Origin of the sequence: Acidovorax sp., from assembly GCF_046294525.1 — a bacterium.
Lineage (GTDB): Bacteria > Pseudomonadota > Gammaproteobacteria > Burkholderiales > Burkholderiaceae_C > Acidovorax.
In genome coordinates, this window is the sequence record NZ_JBKBKQ010000006.1 from 90,262 (window position 1) to 106,883 (window position 16,622).

At 67.7% G+C, this 16,622-nt stretch carries 16 protein-coding genes and 1 pseudogene; 11 read left to right on the forward strand and 6 right to left on the reverse strand.

Going from position 1 to position 16,622, the window contains the following annotated elements; all coding sequences use genetic code 11:
- Positions 1-2 precede the first annotated feature (2 nt).
- Positions 3-611 (forward strand): Crp/Fnr family transcriptional regulator, encoded by a 609-nt coding sequence (locus ACK4HJ_RS08500; protein WP_409830104.1) that lies wholly within the window; start codon positions 3-5, stop codon positions 609-611.
- Positions 612-626: 15 nt separating this feature from the next.
- Here the strand turns inward: ACK4HJ_RS08500 and ACK4HJ_RS08505 are convergent, their stop codons facing one another.
- Both ACK4HJ_RS08505 and soxC read right to left on the reverse strand, forming a co-directional pair.
- Positions 627-1,259 carry a c-type cytochrome gene (locus ACK4HJ_RS08505; protein WP_409829904.1) on the reverse strand — a complete coding sequence of 211 codons (633 nt, stop codon included), beginning with the start codon at positions 1,257-1,259 and terminating at the stop codon, positions 627-629.
- 13 nt (positions 1,260-1,272) lie between these two features.
- On the reverse strand, positions 1,273-2,505 hold the full coding sequence (gene soxC, locus ACK4HJ_RS08510; RefSeq protein WP_409829907.1) for a sulfite dehydrogenase: 1,233 nt from the start codon (positions 2,503-2,505) through the stop codon (positions 1,273-1,275).
- 233 nt (positions 2,506-2,738) lie between these two features.
- On the opposite strand from soxC, the gene ACK4HJ_RS08515 reads away from it, so the two are divergent.
- From ACK4HJ_RS08515 to ACK4HJ_RS08525, 3 genes are read left to right on the forward strand one after another with little or no spacing between them, the layout of a single operon-like run.
- Complete coding sequence (locus ACK4HJ_RS08515; RefSeq protein ID WP_409829909.1) at positions 2,739-3,149, forward strand: FKBP-type peptidyl-prolyl cis-trans isomerase; 411 nt, start codon at positions 2,739-2,741, stop codon at positions 3,147-3,149.
- A 12-nt stretch (positions 3,150-3,161) separates the two neighbouring features.
- Positions 3,162-4,241, forward strand: coding sequence for a MerR family transcriptional regulator (locus ACK4HJ_RS08520; protein WP_409829911.1), 1,080 nt, complete (start codon positions 3,162-3,164; stop codon positions 4,239-4,241).
- Positions 4,242-4,276: 35 nt separating this feature from the next.
- Positions 4,277-5,632 (forward strand): MFS transporter, encoded by a 1,356-nt coding sequence (locus ACK4HJ_RS08525; protein ID WP_409829914.1) that lies wholly within the window; start codon positions 4,277-4,279, stop codon positions 5,630-5,632.
- A 67-nt stretch (positions 5,633-5,699) separates the two neighbouring features.
- On the opposite strand, the gene ACK4HJ_RS08530 is transcribed toward ACK4HJ_RS08525, so the two are convergent.
- The gene (locus ACK4HJ_RS08530) at positions 5,700-6,362 is read right to left on the reverse strand and encodes an NAD(P)H-dependent oxidoreductase (protein WP_409829916.1); all 663 of its coding nucleotides are present in this window, start codon (positions 6,360-6,362) and stop codon (positions 5,700-5,702) included.
- A gap of 237 nt (positions 6,363-6,599) precedes the next feature.
- Here ACK4HJ_RS08530 and ACK4HJ_RS08535 point away from each other — a divergent pair, with 237 nt between their 5' ends.
- The gene (locus ACK4HJ_RS08535) at positions 6,600-8,789 is read left to right on the forward strand and encodes an ATP-binding protein (RefSeq protein WP_409829919.1); all 2,190 of its coding nucleotides are present in this window, start codon (positions 6,600-6,602) and stop codon (positions 8,787-8,789) included.
- Complete coding sequence (locus tag ACK4HJ_RS08540) at positions 8,779-9,483, forward strand: RluA family pseudouridine synthase (RefSeq protein ID WP_409829922.1); 705 nt, start codon at positions 8,779-8,781, stop codon at positions 9,481-9,483. Before ACK4HJ_RS08535 ends, ACK4HJ_RS08540 begins: the two co-directional genes overlap by 11 nt.
- 66 nt (positions 9,484-9,549) lie before the next feature.
- On the opposite strand, the gene ACK4HJ_RS08545 is transcribed toward ACK4HJ_RS08540, so the two are convergent.
- Entirely contained in the window at positions 9,550-10,443 is an 894-nt protein-coding gene (locus ACK4HJ_RS08545) for an EamA family transporter (RefSeq protein WP_409829925.1), read from the reverse strand.
- Positions 10,444-10,520: 77 nt separating this feature from the next.
- Between ACK4HJ_RS08545 and ACK4HJ_RS08550 the strand changes: the two genes are divergently transcribed.
- The 5 genes and pseudogenes from ACK4HJ_RS08550 (at position 10,521) to msrA (ending at position 15,108) form a co-directional block, all read left to right on the forward strand.
- Positions 10,521-11,042: a MarR family winged helix-turn-helix transcriptional regulator gene (locus ACK4HJ_RS08550; protein ID WP_409829928.1), complete on the forward strand. Its 522-nt coding sequence runs from the start codon at positions 10,521-10,523 to the stop codon at positions 11,040-11,042.
- A gap of 23 nt (positions 11,043-11,065) precedes the next feature.
- Entirely contained in the window at positions 11,066-11,827 is a 762-nt protein-coding gene (locus ACK4HJ_RS08555) for an SDR family NAD(P)-dependent oxidoreductase (protein WP_409829932.1), read from the forward strand.
- A gap of 93 nt (positions 11,828-11,920) precedes the next feature.
- On the forward strand, positions 11,921-13,105 hold the full coding sequence (gene bktB / locus ACK4HJ_RS08560) for a beta-ketothiolase BktB (protein ID WP_409829934.1): 1,185 nt from the start codon (positions 11,921-11,923) through the stop codon (positions 13,103-13,105).
- A 168-nt stretch (positions 13,106-13,273) separates the two neighbouring features.
- Positions 13,274-14,257: a tripartite tricarboxylate transporter substrate binding protein gene (locus ACK4HJ_RS08565; protein WP_409829937.1), complete on the forward strand. Its 984-nt coding sequence runs from the start codon at positions 13,274-13,276 to the stop codon at positions 14,255-14,257.
- A gap of 173 nt (positions 14,258-14,430) precedes the next feature.
- Positions 14,431-15,108: pseudogene (msrA, locus tag ACK4HJ_RS08570) on the forward strand (peptide-methionine (S)-S-oxide reductase MsrA).
- Positions 15,109-15,179: 71 nt separating this feature from the next.
- On the opposite strand, the gene ACK4HJ_RS08575 reads toward msrA, so the two are convergent.
- Positions 15,180-15,617, reverse strand: a complete 438-nt coding sequence (locus ACK4HJ_RS08575; protein ID WP_409829940.1) for a universal stress protein — start codon at positions 15,615-15,617, stop codon at positions 15,180-15,182.
- 141 nt (positions 15,618-15,758) lie between these two features.
- Complete coding sequence (locus ACK4HJ_RS08580) at positions 15,759-16,577, reverse strand: 2OG-Fe dioxygenase family protein (protein ID WP_409829943.1); 819 nt, start codon at positions 16,575-16,577, stop codon at positions 15,759-15,761.
- Positions 16,578-16,622 lie beyond the last annotated feature (45 nt).

Here is a 16,622-nt window from a genome sequence, read left to right on the forward strand (position 1 = left end):
CCATGCCCCAGAGCGCCTGCACCCTCTGCCAGCCGCCCGATCTGGAAGCGCTGGTCCAGTCGGAGCCGGCACTCGCGGCCCTGTGGCAGGCATTGCCTCGGCGGCAGTTCAGTGCGGGCGTCTTGCTGCAACAGGCGGGCGAAACCAGCACCCGTTGCTGGCAGGTGACGAGCGGCGTGGTGCGGCTCTTCTACCTGAGCGACCAGGGCACCGAGCGCAACCGCTCGTTCCATGGCCCGGGGCACTGGGTGGCCGGCAGTCTGCCGCCGCTGGTCCTGCCCAGCCCCTACGCCATCGAAGCCCTGACGCCGGCCGACGCCGTGGAACTGCCCTATGCCACGCTGCAGCAGTGGCAACGCAGCTTTCCGCGCATCGGCCCACCGCTGGAACAGGCGCTGGGCCACGTGTTCCAACAACACGCCCAGCGCGAGGCTGAGCTACTAAGCCACCCGCCCGAGGTGCGCTACCAGTCCTTCCTCGCAACGCACGGCGACCTCGCTCCGCTGCTGCCGCAGCACCACGTAGCCAGCTACCTGGGCATCTCGCCGGTGTCGCTCTCGCGCATCCGTGCACGGCTGGGCATGGTGGACGCAGCGCGCGGCGGCGGCTGAAGGTTCACTCAGGGCTTACCGATCCATCGGCCACGCGCTCACCGTGCGGCCCCTCCCCGGCATGACCACGCGGGGCAGGCTCTGTGGGTCCATCACGGCACTGGCTGGCACCAGTCCGTTCAGGTGCAACAGGTGCGCGGTGATGGCGTACACCTCGTCGTCCGTCAGGCTCTTGGGCGCATGCAGGGGCATGCCGCGGCGCACGTAGTCGAACACCGTGGTCGCATGGGGCCACATCGCGCCCACCGACAACACCTGCAGCGGGTACTTGCGCACGCGCAGCGGCCGCAGCGGATCGCTCCAGGCGATGAAGCCATCCGTTCCAGCCAGCCGCGCTGCGGGCCCCTCGATGCCTTTGGCACCGTGGCAGGCCGCACAGTGCATTGCATACAGCCGCGCGCCCTGCTCCACGCTGCCGCGTCCCGGCGGCAGGTTGCGCCCGTCGGGAAACACCGTGATGGCGTAGCGCGCGATCTCTTCGGCGGGCAGCGGCTGGCCCAGGCCGATCACCGGCGCCGCCGGTGCAGCCGGTGCAGCCTCAATGGGCGCCTGTGCGAGGCTGGCGCCGCTCCCGCCCAGCAACAGCGCCGCCAACACCACCCCGGCAAGGACCCACCGGGCCACGGAATGCACGGCCGGCAAAAGCAAGCAACAGCGCTCTTCACGCATAGACGTTCTCCACGCGCCCATCGGGCTGCACGCGCCAAGCCTGCACCGCGTTGTAGTGGTTGAACGAATGCAGGGCATAGCGGCGCTTCCATTCACTGCGCAGCGGCTGGGTGCGGCCGTGCTCATCCGTTGCCCGGCTCATCAGGTCGGCCCGGCGGCCGCTCCACTGCCAAGGCAGAGTGAAGCGGGTGAACGCCCGATCCAGCACCGGGCCGTGCAATTGGGCTGCGGCCCAGCTGCGGCCGCCGTCCACCGATACATCCACCCGCACAATGCGCCCCCGGCCCGACCAGGCCAGGCCTGCAATTTCATAAAAGCCGTGCGGCTCGGGCAACCGTTGCTGGCCCGACGGATGGGTGATGACCGACTTCACCTCCATGTGAAAGGCAAAGCGCTCGATGCGCCCATCGGCCAGCACCTGGGTGTACAAGCCCGACTCGTCCTTGGTGTACGCGGGCGCATCGGTCACCTCCAGCCGGTGCAGCCATTTCACATTGACGTTACCCTCCCAGCCCGGCATGAACAGGCGCATGGGGTAGCCTTGAGAGGGCCGCAGCCGCTCGCCGTTCTGGAACAGTGCCACCATGCCGTCCTGCAGCAGCGCCTTCAGCGGCAGGCTGCGGCTGTGCGATCCGCCATCGGCCCCTTCGGCCACCACCCACTGCGCGCCATCCTTCAGGCCCGCTTCATTCAGCAGGTAGGCCAGCGGCACGCCCGTCCATTCCGAGCAGGACACCTCGCCCGCGATGTCGCCCAGAGTCTGGTCCAACGCAGTGGGCGACAGCGCGTTGGCCGCCGAGTTGCCAGCGCATTCCAGAAAGTGCACGCGGCTCACCATGGGGTAGCGCATCAGGCCTTCCAGATCGAAACGCAGCGGCTTGTTCACCAGGCCGTGCAGGCGCAGCACATGCCGCGCGGGGTCGATGTCGGGAACACCGTTGTGGTGCACCGCAAAGTGCAGGCCGCTGGGTGTGATGATGCCGCGCTGGTGCTGCAGCGGCGTGCGCCACACCGGAAAGCCCGCCGTCGTGGAGAGCGTGCGCTCCACATACGACTCTTGCGGGGCAGGCAGACCGTAGGGCAAATCGGCCCCGCCGGGTCGGGCCATGACCTCGGGTAGATGCGCGGCCAAAGGCTGCGCTGCCGCCGCGCCCGCCGGGCCTGCGGCCAGCGCTGCCAGAAAGTGTCGCCTGGCCCATCCGCCCGGGCCGTTGTGTGAAAGCATCCGATTCTTCTCCGCAGTGGGTGCGGCACCGATCGGCCGCAACGGCAGTGTTGCGGCAAGGTGGCGGCGACGCATTAACGTTGGTTAACTCGGCTGCTTCCCGACGCCGTTACGTGCCGTCGCAACGCTGGCTTCCTACCCCCTTTACACTCACGCGCGAACTCTGCGGTTCTCCGCGTTCCCACCGTCAAATACTTCCTATCTCCGCGTTTTCTGTCCTTCAAGGAATCCACATGCGCATCGTTTCCGCACTCGCACTGGCCGCCCTCGTGGCCACCCCGTTCGCCGCCGTCCACGCCCAGTCCGCCGGCCCCATCACGACGGCCAGCGGGCTGGTGTACGAATCCCTCAAGGAAGGCACGGGCACATCGCCCAAGGCCACCGACACGGTGAAGGTGCACTACAAGGGCATGTTCCTGGACGGCAAGGAGTTCGACAGTTCCTACAAGCGCGGCGAGCCCACCGAATTTCCGCTGAACCGCGTGATCCCCTGCTGGACCGAGGGCGTGCAGCGCATGAAGCCCGGCGGCAAGGCCAAGCTGACCTGCCCGCCCGCCATTGCCTACGGTGCCGCAGGCGCGGGCGGCGTGATTCCGCCCAACGCCACGCTGAACTTCGAAGTGGAATTGATCTCCGTGCGTTAACAAGAAGAACCGATGTTGCTCAAGGTCGGTGACCTCGCACGGCGCACCGGCCTCACGGTGCGCACGCTGCATCACTACGACGAGATCGGACTGCTCACACCCTCGGGCCGGTCCGACGCCGGCTACCGGCTCTACAGCCAGGCCGACGTGCAGCGCCTGCACGGCATCCAGACACTGCGACAGATGGGCCTGGCACTCAGCGACATCGGCGAGCTGCTGGCGGGCGACGGCGTGGCGCCCGAACGGATCATCAACCAACAGATCCGGGCGCTCGACCAGCAAATCACCCAGGCCACCGAACTGCGCGGGCGCCTTTCCATGCTGCGCGACGGTCTCATGGCCGGCGCTGAACCCGACATGGGCAACTGGCTGGAGGCGTTGGCGTTGATGACCACGTACGGTAAGTACTTCAGCGCCGCCGAGCTCAAGCAGATCTTCAGCAGCTGGGGCCTGATCGAGGCGGACTGGCTGGTGGTGAAAGACCTCGTGCGAAGCGCCATGGACCGCGGCCTGCCGCCCGACGCGCCCGAGGTGCAGGCGCTGGCCTACCGCTGGATGGCGCTGATGCTGCACTGGATGGGGGGCGACATGGACCTGCTGGAGCGCTGGGGCCACATGTTCCGTACCGAACCCAGCACCCAGGGGCGCAACCATGCTCCGCCCGGGGACATGATCGAGTACATCGAAACCGCCATCAAGATGCGCATGGCCGTGCTGGAGAAATACCTCACCCGCGACGACCTGCGTGCACTGGGCCATGTGCCGCACACCCATTGGGCGGCGCTGGAGCACGATGTGCAAGCGCTTCTGTCACGCGCGTTGTCGCCCTACCACCCCGACGCCACATCCGCAGCCCTGCGCTGGAACGATCTTTTCGACACACTGACCGGCCACAGCCCCTCGTTGCGCCAGAAGCTGCTCGCCGCATCGACCAACGAGCCACTGCTGCAGGCAGGCGCGCCGCTGAGCGCGCCTGTGCGTGCCTTTCTGCATGCCGCACTGGCGCACGCCGCGCCAGCAAGCGCCGCAGCACAGCCGCAACACGTGAACAACAAAAAAGCGCGGAAAATGCTTGACCCTCACGCAACGTGAGGCTGCACAGTCGGCCCTCTTGAATGGACCGACAGATGACAACCGACACCGCACTTCCTCATACGCCGCAGAACAAGCGCCCCGGCCCCGCACCAGACCCGCGCGCCGCGCTGCTGCAAGACCGCAACTTCCGCTGGATGACCGGCGGCGCCTTCCTGTCCATGCTGGGCGACCAGTTCACCCTGATCGCCCTGCCCTGGCTGGTGCTGCAGATGACGGGCGACACCCTGGTGCTGGGCACCGTGCTGGCACTGGTCAGCGTGCCACGTGCGCTTTTTATCCTGGTGGGCGGCGCAGTGGTGGACCGGCGTTCGCCCAAGCAGGTGCTGATGGTCACCAAATACATCAACCTTGCGCTGCTGGCCGTGCTGGCAGCCCTGGTGTTTGCAGGCGCGCTCACGCTGTGGATGGTGTACGCACTGTCGCTGGGCATTGGTCTGGCCACGGCATTCAGCATCCCGGCCGGCACGGCCATGATGCCGCACGTGGTCGCGCGCTCGCAACTGCAGGCCGCCAACAGCATCCACCTGGGTCTGCGCCAGCTCACATTATTCATCGGCCCCTTACTGACTGGACTGTTGATTGCGCTGTGGGGTGCAGGGGATGCCACCGCGAGTTCAGCCAGCACCCCGACGCGTGTCAATGCATCCGGCATCGGCATCGCCTTTGCGCTCGACGCGCTGAGTTTTGCGGTGTCGGCCTGGACACTGTCCAAGGTGCAAACCCACGCCGCCAGCCCCGCCCCCGCGTCGGCGCCCCAGGCCGTGCTGGCCTCCGTGGCGCAAGGCATCGTTCATTTCTGGCGCGACCACGAGCTGCGCACCTGCTTTCTCTACTGGAGCGCAGTCGCCCTTTTCATCATGGGCCCCGTCCACATCGCGATACCGGTGCTGGCCAGCAGCACGCCCGCGCTGGGCGCCGCCGCCTTCGGCATCATCGTGGGCGCCCATGGCGCGGGCACGCTGCTGGGCATGGTGGTGTCGGGGGCCGTGCCGCGTCTGCGCATTGGAAGCCTGGGCATGACGATCCTTGCGTTCGACGCAGTCATCGGCGTGCTGTTCATGCCGCTGGGCCTGATCACCGCCGTGTGGCAGGGCGCGCTGCTGATGCTGGTGATCGGCCTGCTGGGCGGCTTCATGCAGGTGAGCGTGTTCACCTGGATTCAGCAACGCGTGCCCCCAGCGCTGCTGGGCCGCGCGATGAGCCTGTTCATGTTCATCTTCATGGGTTTGGCGCCCATCTCTGCAGCCGTGACGGGCTGGGTGATGAAAAGCGTCACGCTGCCTCAGCTGTTTGCCGCCAGCGGTGGCACGCTGGTGGTGCTGACTGCGCTGGCCTGGGTGCTGACGCCCATGCGCCGCGTGACGGACACAGCGCCCGCCATGCGCTGAAAACCCTGCGCGTACTAAAAGAAAAAGGCCGGGCAACGACCCGGCCTTTGCGCAGAGTCCGACGGCTTCAGACTTCCGTGACGAACTGCTCACGCGGGCGGCGCACCTTCTTCAGGTTCACCAGCCAGTCGCCTTCGTCGGCGCGGTAGCCCAGCGGCATGATGGCCACGCTGCGCAGGCCACGGGCACGCAGGCCGAGGATCTCATCCAGCGCATTGGGATCGAAACCTTCCATGGGGGTGGAATCCACCTGCTCGAATGCCGCTGCGATCAGGGCTGCGCTCATGCCTATGTAGGCCTGGCGGGCGGCGTGCTGAAAGTTCACTTCCGCGTCGCGCTGGGGGTACATGCCCAGCAGCATCTGGCGGTAGTTTTCCCAGCCCTCGTTCTTGAAGCCTCGCTGCTCATTGGTCAGGTCAAACATCATGTTGATGCGCTCGGCCGTGTAGTTGTCCCAGGCCGCAAACACCAGCAAATGCGAGCCATCCGTGATCTGGGCCTGATTCCAGGCGATGGGCTGGATCTTGGCGCGCACGGCGGGGTCGGTCACGACGATGATCTCGAAGGGCTGCAGGCCGCTGGACGTGGGTGCCAGGCGCGCGGCCTCCAGAATGCGCTCCACCTTGTCATGCGGCACGGCCTTGGCGGGGTTCATCTTCTTGGCGGCGTAGCGCCATTGCAGTTGGTCCAGCAGGGGGTTTGCGGCTGTGGCGGCAGAGGGTGCGGTCATGACACGAAAATTGTGAGTTGGAATGCATGAACTGTAGGCATGCGTCCGCCGCTCGGTAAGCCCAAGGTCGGAAAAGGATTGTTCGCAAACCGTCAACAATCGAGGGACTTTCAGCGCCCGTGCCGATGCCCATGCGGCCTTTGGGCGCACACACTGCCGGGCGTACACTCGTCCGCCTGGGCCCTGGCACCCTGCCGCGCAGCGCAACCCGCGCCGCCGACCCGTTTTTTGCAAAGCATGAGCGAACCCGATCTGTCTTTTCTGGACCCGGCTGGCCGGCAGCCCGCCCAGGCGGCGCATGCCCGCGCAAGTGGCGCAAAGCCCGGCGAAGAAGCCGGGAATCTGGTGGCGGAGCTGCGCGCCTACCAAGCCGAGCTGGAAAGCCAGAACAAGGTGCTGCGCTACAGCCAGACGGTGGCCGAAAGCGCCTACGAGCGCTTTGAAACCCTGTTCGCGCGGGTCCCGCTGGCGCTGATGGTGGTGGACGAGCACGACATGGTGGTGCAGGCCAATTCGATGGCCCACCGCTCCTTTCAGCCCACCGAGCGCGACCGGCCGCTCACGGCGTTGATGCCTTTTGTGTGCGCGCAAGACGCGCCCCGGGTGCGCGAGGCCTTCCGGCACGCGGAGGACCTGGGCCACAGCGAGGTCAACGAAGTGGTGTTCGCCATCAACGACACCCTGCGCATCACGGGCGACCTGCACATTGCGCGCATCGAAGCGCCGCAGGATGAGGGCCCGCCGCTTCCGCAATACCTGTGTGCCGTCATCGACCAGGGGCCGCTGCTGGCCGAGCGGCATGCACTGCAGGAAAGCGCAATGGCTCTGCAGCAGCGCAACGAGCAGATCCGCGCCAGCCAGAAGCGGCTGGAGGCGGTCATCAATTCGGCGCTGGACGCGATCATCTGCGTGGACCAGCACCGGCGCATCACCGTGTTCAACCCCACGGCGGCCGCGCTTTTCCAGTGCAGCGCGGGCGATGCGCTGGGCAGCACGCTTGACCGCTTCTTGCCCGACGCCACGCAGGCGCTGGCCTTTGCCCAGCTCACCACCCAGGCCTTGCTGGGCGAGATGACCGCGCTCACCGCCAGCGGCAAGGAGCTGGCCGTTGAGGTGAGCGTGTCGTTCGAGCAGCACGCCGAAGGCGAGACCACCACCGTGTTCGCGCGCGACCTGACGGGCCGCAAGAAGGCCGAGGCCCATCGCAGCGAGCTGGAAGCCCAACTGCGCGAGTCCCACAAGATGCAGGCCATGGGCACCATGGCCGGCGGCATTGCGCACGACTTCAACAACATCCTGGGCGCCATCCTGGGCAATGTGGAGCTGGCCAAAGCCGACTGCGTGCCCGGCTCGCCGGTGCTGGAAAGCCTGCAAGAGATCGACAAGGCCGGTCGCCGCGCACGCGATCTGGTGCGCCAGATCCTCACCTTCAGCCGCAACGAGCCGCCCCGGCGCACCGCCGTGGCGCTGGCCGAGGTGGTGCACGATACCGAGCGCCTGCTGCGCGTGACGCTGCCCCCTTCCATCGAACTGCACATGCAGCTGCAGCAAGGCCTGCCACCCGTGCTGGGCGATGCGACGCAGGTAGAGCAAGCCCTGTTGAACCTGTGCACCAACGCGGTCCACGCCATCCAGGGCCAGGGCATGGAGCGCGGCAGCATCCATGTCGAAGCGGCGGCCGTGCAGCCCGACCAGTGGCTGAGCGCGCGGCTGGGGCTGGCGTCGGCCGACTACGTGGCACTGAGCGTGCGCGACAACGGCCCAGGCATGGACACCGCCACGCTGGAGCGCATCTTTGAACCCTTCTTCACCACCAAACCCGTGGGCCAGGGCACAGGCCTGGGCTTGGCCGTGGTGCACGGCGTGATGCGCACGCACGAAGGTGCGGTCGACGTGCACAGCGCGCCCGGCCAGGGCGCCCGGTTCACGCTGTACTTCCCGGTTGCCGTGGCCGATGCGCCGGTGGCCGCCGATGCCGCCCCAGCAGATGCGCCGGCCCTTGCCGCCCCGGCTGCGCCTGCCGACAACCCTGGCTGCACACCGCCGCCGCGCAAACCGCATGTGATGTACGTGGACGACGACCAGGCGCTGGTTTTTTTGGTGCAGCGCCTGCTGCGCCGACGCGGCTACGAGGTGAGCGGCTTCACCGACCCGCACGAGGCCAGGGCCGCGCTGCGCGACGCGCCGCAGTGCTACGACCTGCTGGTGACCGACTACAACATGCCCGGCTTTTGTGGCGTGGACCTGGTGCGCGAGGCGCGCCTCATCCGCCCCGACCTGCCCGTGGCCCTGGCCTCGGGTTACGTGACGGCCGAGATCGAACAGGCTGCGCTGGCCGAAGGCGCGCGAGCACTGATCCACAAGCCCAACGATGTGGAAGAACTGTGCGCCACGGTGCAGCGGCTGGTGGCGGGCGATGGCGCCTGAGGCAGCTACGGACTCGGACGCAGGTGTGTCGCTTGCCGCGGCACCAGACGCCCACCCCGTGCAGGCCCTGTACGAAGACGCCGACCTCCTGGTGCTGCACAAGCCCGCCGGCCTCCTGTGCGTGCCCGGCCGCGGGCCCGACAAGCAGGATTGCCTGAGCGCGCGGGCGCAGCAGCGCTGGCCCGGCGCGCTCATCGTGCACCGGCTGGACCAAGCCACCTCGGGCTTGGTGCTCATGGCCCGCCACCTCGACACGCAGCGGCGCCTGAGCCAGGCCTTTGCCGAGCGCCAGGTGCACAAGCGCTACCAGGCGGTGGTGCAGGGGTTGGTTGGGGTGGAAGACCCCGAGGCCTGGAACGAGATCGATCTGCCCATCGCGGCCGACTGGGCGCGGCGCCCGCTGCGCGTCATCGACCCCACGCTGGGCAAGCCCAGCCTCACCCGCTGGCGCGTGCAGCGACACGATGCTGCTGCCCGCACGACCCACCTGGAGCTGGAGCCCGTCACCGGCCGCACCCACCAGCTGCGCGTGCACTTGGCAGCCATCGGCCACCCCATCCTGGGCGATGCGCTGTATGCCGACGCGGCCACCCAGGCCCAGGCCCCGCGGCTGCTGCTGCATGCCAGCCACCTGGCTTTTGCCCACCCCGCAACGGGCGCGTGGATGGCGCTGGGATGGGCGGCCGAATTTTGATTGAAATTGGCCGCTAGCGCTTATTCAGCAAGCGCTAGCAGCTATCAAATTAGAAGCATTTGCAAATCAGGACCCCGCAGGCGCCTGAGGGCGCGACATCGCCCACTGCACCGCTAGGATGCTGGAGAGCACCACCAGCATGCCCACCAGCGACAGGCCTCGCATGGCCTGCCCCAGCAGCGCCCAGCCCAGCACCACGGCCGTGACAGGGCTCAGCAACAGCAGCGACGACACGGCAATCGAAGGCAAACGTTCCACCCCGCGGAACCACACCGCATACGACAGCAGCGCGCCCACCAGACTCAGGTACACGTAGCCGGCGATATGGGTTGCGGTGAGCGCGGGCAGCGGCGGGTCCACCGCCCAGGCCACGGGCGCCAGCATGATGCCGCCCGCCAGCAGCTGCCAGCCGGTGAAGGCCAGCACCGGCAAATCAAACCGCCAGCGGCGCGACCAGAAGGTGCCCGCCGCCATGCACAGCGTGCCCGCCAGCGCGGCGGCCACGCCCACCATGTCCCAGCGCGCGCCCGGCGACAGCAGCAGCGCGGCCATGCCCAGCACGCCGCAGGCTCCGGCCGCCAGCGCCACGGCGGGGGGACGCCGATGGTCCAGCGCCCAGCTCAGGCCCATCACCACCAGCGGCCCCACGGCGCCCACCACCGCGGCCACGCCGCCCGGCAGCCGGTAGGCGGCGATGAACAGCAGTGCCTGGAACACGCCGATGTTCAGCGCCGCCAGCACCAGCAGGCGCCACCACCCCGTCCAGTCGCCCCAGGCGGGCCACCGGCGGCACCACAGCACCAGCAGCAGCCCGGCAGGCAGGGTGCGCAGCAGCGCGGCGGTAAAAGGCCGGTCGGGCGGCAGAAGTTCGGTGGTGACGATGTAGGTGGAGCCCCAGATCACGGGGCCCACAGCCGTGATCAGTGCATCCAGCCAAGCAGACTTGCGGGTGGTCGTCATGGCAATTTATCTTGATTTAGAGATAAATAACTCTACCATACAATCTTGAAATCAAGATAACAGACTCATTCAAACCCATGACCGCACAACGCCCGCCCGACGCCGTGGACGCCATCCTCGACCAGTGGCACCGCGAACGCCCCGACCTGGACGTGAGCCCCATGGGCCCCATCGGCCGCATCAAGCGCTGCGCGGCCCTGTTGCAACGCCGCCTGGACGAGACCTTTGCCGAGTTCGGCCTGAGCTTCTGGGAGTTCGACATGCTGGCCACGCTGCGCCGCTCGGGCGCACCGTATTGCCTGGCACCCACCACGCTGTTCTCCACGCTGATGGTCACTTCCGGCACCATGACGCACCGCATGGGCAAGCTGGAGGCCAGCGGCTGGATCGAGCGCCTGCCCAACCCGCAGGACGCGCGCAGCTCGCTCGTGCAGCTCACGCCCGCAGGGCTTGCGCTGATCGACCGCGCGGTAGAGGCGCACGTGGCCAACGAGCATCGCATCCTGGCACCCCTCAAGGCCGCCGACCTGGCAGCGCTGGATGCGCGTCTGGCACGGCTGCTGGCGGTGCTGGAGTCGCCGCCGGAGCACGCGCAGTGACTACCGCGCAGTAACATGGCGGGATGCCTCAAACCCACCTCTATATCCTCACCGGCGCATCGCGCGGCATGGGCCTGGCCATGGCCCAGCAGTTGCTGCAGGCCGGCAACACCCTCATCTGCATTGCACGCAGCGCCAACGACGACCTGACGGCTGAAGCCCGCGCCGCGGGCGCCACGCTGGAACAATGGCAGCTCGACCTGTCACAGGGCGATCAGGCCGCGCAGCAGCTGCAGCGGTGGCTCCAGGCCCAGGGGCCGCAGGCTTTCGCCAGCGCCACGCTCATCAACAACGCGGGGGTGATCCCGCGCATCGCCCCGCTGTCGCAAAGCGACGCGGCCGACCTGGCCCACGCCCTGCGCGTGGGGCTGGAGGCGCCGATGCAGCTCACCGCGGCCTTCCTGGGCGCCACGGACACCTGGACCGTGCCGCGCAAGGTGCTCAACATCTCCTCGGGCCTGGGCCGCCGCGCCATGGCCTCGCAGGCCGCCTACTGCGCGGCCAAGGCGGGCATGGACCATTTCACGCGCTGCGTGGCGCTGGACGAGGCGCTCAAGCCCTATGGCGCCAAGGTATGCTCGCTGGCCCCCGGTGTGATCGACACCGACATGCAGGTCCAGCTGCGCGGCGCCGACCCGGCCGCCTTTCCGGACCGCCAGAATTTCGCCAACCTCAAGACGGGGGGCCAGCTCACATCGCCCCAGGACGCCGCCACCCGCGTGCTGGCCTGGCTGCAGCGCGCAGACTTTGGCACCAACCCGGTGGCCGATGTCCGGGACGCGTGAACCGGAATACTCCTGTTTTCATAGCTGCTAGCGCTTTCTGGATAAGCGCCGGCGGCCAATTTGACTTGAAATTTCTCTGAAAGGACTCTCCCCATGACCCGTGAAGTCGTCGTCGTCAGCGCCGTGCGCACCGCCATTGGCACCTTTGGCGGCAGCCTGAAAGACGTGCCGCCCACCGAGCTGGGTGCCCTGGTTGTCAAGGAATCGCTGGCCCGCGCCAGCGTGGAAGGCAAGGACGTGGGCCATGTGGTGTTCGGCCACGTGGTCAACACCGAGCCCAAGGACATGTACCTCTCGCGCGTGGCCGCCATCAACGGCGGCTGCGCCGAGGGCACGCCCGCGTTCAACGTCAACCGCCTGTGCGGCTCAGGCCTGCAGGCCATCGTGTCGGCCGCGCAGGCCATCCAGCTGGGCGATGCCGACGTGACCATCGGCGCAGGCGCCGAGGTGATGAGCCGCGCACCGTTCGCCAGCCTGAACATGCGCTGGGGCGCCCGCATGGGTGACACCAAGATGGTGGACATGATGATCGGCGCGCTGCACGACCCCTTCCACACCATCCACATGGGTGTGACGGCCGAGAACATCGCCGCCAAGTGGGGCATCAGCCGCGAAGACCAGGACAAGCTGGCCGTGGAAAGCCACAACCGCGCCGAGCGCGCTACGGCCGCAGGCTACTTCAAGGACCAGATCGTGCCCGTCACGCTCAAGTCCAAGAAGGGCGACGTGCAATACGCCACCGACGAACACTTCCGCCCCGGCGCCACGCTGGAAGACATGGCCAAGCTCAAGCCCGTGTTCGTGAAGGAAAACGGCACGGTGACGGCCGGCAACGCCTCGGGCATCAACGACGCCGCGGCCGCCGTGGTGCTGATGGAAGCCGGCGCCGCCAAGGCCCGCGGCGCCAAGCCCCTGGCCCGCCTGGTGGCCTATGCCCACGCGGGCGTGGACCCCAAGTACATGGGCATCGGTCCCGTGCCCGCAACGCAGCTGGCGCTCAAAAAAGCGGGCCTTAACGTGGCCGACCTGGACGTGATCGAGGCCAACGAGGCCTTTGCCGCGCAGGCCTGCGCCGTGACGAAGGACCTGGGCCTGGACCCGGCCAAGGTCAACCCCAACGGCTCGGGCATTTCGCTCGGCCACCCCATTGGCGCCACGGGTGCGCTCATCACCGTGAAGGCAATCCACGAGCTGCAGCGCGTGCAGGGCCGCTATGCGTTGGTCACCATGTGCATTGGCGGCGGCCAGGGCATTGCGGCCATCTTTGAGCGGCTGTGAACCCGCGGTGGCAGCCATCGCCACCCGCGATGCTGCCAACCGCGATTGGCAAGGCGGGCGCCGCCGCTGATCAGCGATCATTGGCGCCCACTGGCCCAGACCAGACTGGCGGCGCACGCCCCGCGTGCCCCCTGCACATTCCATGAAACGACGGAGACATTGCCCACCATGATTCGCACCCTGCTTTCCTTCAGCGCCCTCGCCTTCGCCCTGGGCACCACAGCCCATGCCCAGGCCCCGGCTCCAGCGGCGGCCTACCCCACCAAACCCATCCGCCTGATCGTGCCCTTCCCGCCCGGCGGCGGCACCGACATCCTCTCGCGCCTGGTCGCCACCAAGCTCACCGACAGCGCCAAGTGGACCGTCGTGGCCGACAACAAGGCGGGTGCCGGCGGCACCATCGGCATCGGCGAAGCAGTGAAGGCCGCGCCCACGGGCTACGACCTCGTGATGGGCCAGAAAGACAACTTGGTCATCGGCCCCTGGCTGTACAAGAACCTGCCGTGGGACCCGACCAAGGACCTCACTGCCGTGGCCCACGTGGCGTGGACGCCCGTGGTCATCGCCACCAGCGTGAACTCCAAGTACAAGACGCTGGCCGACGTGGTGACCGCCGCCAAGGCCGCGCCCGGCACCATCACCTACGGTTCGCCCGGCAACGGCACGTCCATCCACCTGGCGGGCCACCTGTTCGAGCAGGCTGCGGGCGTCAAGCTCAGCCACATCCCCTACAAGGGCTCCAACCCCGCGCTGATGGATGCGCTGGCGGGCAACGTGGACCTGCTGGTCTCGTCCCTGCCCTCGGCCATGGGCCAGATCAAGGCCGGCAAGCTGCGCCCGCTGGCCGTCACGTCGGCCAAGCGCAGCTCCTCGCTGCCCGATGTGGCCACTGTGGCCGAATCCGGCTTCAAGGACTTTGACGTGAGCACGTGGTACGGCGTGTTCGCGCCCACCGGCACCCCGCCGGCAATCGTTAACCAGATCAACGCCGAGATCAACAAGCTGCTGGCCACGCCCGAGATGAAGGCCGCCATCCAGGCCCAGGGCGCCGAGCCCGAAGCGCTCTCGCCCGGCCAGCTGGGCGCACTGCTCAACAAGGAGTACGTGCAATGGCGGGGCATTGTGGAAGCCTCGGGCGCCAAGATCGAGTAAGGTCTGCGCCGGGGCGGCCCGCGCCGCAGGCCGCCCCAGGCCCAGGAGTCCTTGCCGTGCCCCCTTCCTCCCGCAAGCCCGTGCGTCCTCAGCGCGCGGCAGCACCCGCCGAGACCACTTCGTCACCCGGCTCCAATCACGGCTCCAAACTGCTGGTGCTGGTCGGCGTGGCCATGCTGGCGGCTCTGCTGTACGCGGGCGCCTCGTCGGGCGCCAGGCCTTCCGTGGCGCTGCCGCCTCCAGCGGAGGACATTGCGCATGGCAGCCCGCCCATCCCGGCCGCGACGGCCACTGCGGTGTTGGCAGGCGGATGTTTCTGGGGCGTGCAGGCCGTGTTCCAGCACACCAACGGCGTGCTCAACGCCGTTTCAGGCTATGCCGGCGGCGCGCCAGAGACGGCAACGTACCCGCAGGTGAGTTCGGGCAAGACAGGCCATGCCGAGGCCGTGGCCATCACCTACGACCCTCAGGTGGTGAGCTATGGGCAGTTGCTGCAGATCTTCTTCTCGGTAGCGCACGACCCCACCGAAGTGGACCGACAAGGCCCGGACATCGGGCCGCAGTACCGCTCGGCGATCTTTTACGCCAACGCAGAGGAGCAGCGCGTCGCGCAGCTGTACATCAACCAACTTGACGCCACCCAGCTGCTACCGCGCGAGATCGCCACCACATTAGTCCCGTTGAGCCGCTTTTACCCCGCAGAAGACTAGCACCAGGACTACGCCACACGCAATCCGCATTCGCTCTACATCGCCACGTACGACCGCCCCAAGATCACGCAGCTGCAGGCGCTGCTGCCCGAGCGCTTTCGCTCGTCGCCCGTGCTGGTCGGCTCTCAGGCATCGCAGTAGGGCAAAAAAAACGGCTCCGTCAGGAACCGTTTTTGCACGGAACACGTTGGCCCTGGGGGCCTTGCGCACAGTCAGTCGCGCACCACCAGCACGGGAATGTGCACAACGCCCAACACGCGCTGCGTGACGCTGCCAAGCACCAGTTTTTCCAGGCCGCGGCGGCCGTGCGAGCCCATCACGATAAGGTCGGCGCCCGTGCTCTCCAGAGCGCGCAGGATGCCGTCGTGCACGGCATGGCCCTCGCCCACCACGGTGGTCACTTCCACACCCGCATCGTTCATGGCCTTCTTGGTGGATTCGAGGGCGGTGTTGGCCTCGGATGTGGCGGCGCTGATGTACTGCGCCTGGCCGTAGGCGAAGTCGGCACCCACGCCGGTGAAGGGGTACGGGTCGATCACATACACCGCCGTCACGGCGCTGCCAAAGGTCTTGGCCAGGCCTGCGGCCTTGGACACGGCCAGCATCGACGTTTGCGAACCGTCCACAGGAACCAGAATGTGCTTGAACATGGTGCTTCTCCTTGGGTTGATGAATGGGCCCGGCTTGTGGCCGGCCTCTGAACCAGAGTGTGGACTGCCACCATACCCCGCATCTTGATTCGCATCAAATCCGGAGCACTCGCCGGCCCTGTGCCCCAAGGCATCGACGGCTCAAGCCTGCGGTGCTGCCGCCGGCGCCTGGGTCTGCGCCTGCCGCACCACGTCCGCCCCCTGGAAGTTGCCGCGGCGGCAGGTCACCACCAGCGTATCGCGGTGCCCGCCTTCGCCCAGCGGCTGGATGGGGGTGGACTCATGGATCATGCGCGCATCGTCCAGCAGCAGCAGCGACCACGGCTGCGTGAGCGTGAAGCGTTGGCCGCTGGGGCCATGGGCCTCGAACACGCGCGTCTCGCCACCTTTCACGCCTTCGCGGCCCACCAGGAACACGGCGACCAGGTCCACACCGTCTCGGTGCGCGCCTTCGGGCGTGGGCCGGCCGATGCCATCCGTCGTGTCGATGCGGAACTGGTGCGCCTCCAAGAACCAGGGCTGCGCGGCATCCGCAGCATCCGCATCAGGCTGGGTCGCGAACGTCGCCTGCGACACCTGTGCCAGCGCCGCGAGCAGCCGCTGCCACACGGGCCGTGCGACGGTGGCGGGCTCCATGGGCGCAAACCAGCGCTCCATGCCGCCATGCAGAGCGTTGTATTCCACCGGTTGCCAATGCGCGCGGTGCGGCACCTGCTGCACCTGCCCGCCCGCCACTACAAAACAGGCATGGCGGCGGCGGCGGTACCGGCCACCGTCCTTCAGGAATTCATCGGGCGGCAGAGTGTCCCAGTCGCCATTGAGCGTCGTCAGGTCCGCCAGGTCGCAGCCCATCCACTGCGCAACGCCTGTGGGCGACAAAACGGCATATCCCGCTTCCTGCAGCTGGCTCAAAACATCGTCGGGAGAGGTGAAAGGCGGAGAAAAAGTGACTTGGGCCATAGGGGCCCGAGCTTAACCGCACGTACCACCGGCCAGCCTGACCTG

Coding starts and splice junctions, on each gene's coding strand:
- bktB (WP_409829934.1), top strand. CDS start 11,921: ATGACCCGTGAAGTCGTCGTCGTCAGCGCCGTGCGCACCGCCATTGGC.
- ACK4HJ_RS08555 (WP_409829932.1), top strand. CDS start 11,066: ATGCCTCAAACCCACCTCTATATCCTCACCGGCGCATCGCGCGGCATG.
- ACK4HJ_RS08545 (WP_409829925.1), bottom strand. CDS start 10,443: ATGACGACCACCCGCAAGTCTGCTTGGCTGGATGCACTGATCACGGCT.
- ACK4HJ_RS08520 (WP_409829911.1), top strand. CDS start 3,162: ATGTTGCTCAAGGTCGGTGACCTCGCACGGCGCACCGGCCTCACGGTG.
- ACK4HJ_RS08565 (WP_409829937.1), top strand. CDS start 13,274: ATGATTCGCACCCTGCTTTCCTTCAGCGCCCTCGCCTTCGCCCTGGGC.
- ACK4HJ_RS08515 (WP_409829909.1), top strand. CDS start 2,739: ATGCGCATCGTTTCCGCACTCGCACTGGCCGCCCTCGTGGCCACCCCG.
- ACK4HJ_RS08540 (WP_409829922.1), top strand. CDS start 8,779: ATGGCGCCTGAGGCAGCTACGGACTCGGACGCAGGTGTGTCGCTTGCC.
- ACK4HJ_RS08580 (WP_409829943.1), bottom strand. CDS start 16,577: ATGGCCCAAGTCACTTTTTCTCCGCCTTTCACCTCTCCCGACGATGTT.
- ACK4HJ_RS08530 (WP_409829916.1), bottom strand. CDS start 6,362: ATGACCGCACCCTCTGCCGCCACAGCCGCAAACCCCCTGCTGGACCAA.
- ACK4HJ_RS08550 (WP_409829928.1), top strand. CDS start 10,521: ATGACCGCACAACGCCCGCCCGACGCCGTGGACGCCATCCTCGACCAG.
- ACK4HJ_RS08575 (WP_409829940.1), bottom strand. CDS start 15,617: ATGTTCAAGCACATTCTGGTTCCTGTGGACGGTTCGCAAACGTCGATG.
- ACK4HJ_RS08500 (WP_409830104.1), top strand. CDS start 3: ATGCCCCAGAGCGCCTGCACCCTCTGCCAGCCGCCCGATCTGGAAGCG.
- ACK4HJ_RS08525 (WP_409829914.1), top strand. CDS start 4,277: ATGACAACCGACACCGCACTTCCTCATACGCCGCAGAACAAGCGCCCC.
- soxC (WP_409829907.1), bottom strand. CDS start 2,505: ATGCTTTCACACAACGGCCCGGGCGGATGGGCCAGGCGACACTTTCTG.
- ACK4HJ_RS08535 (WP_409829919.1), top strand. CDS start 6,600: ATGAGCGAACCCGATCTGTCTTTTCTGGACCCGGCTGGCCGGCAGCCC.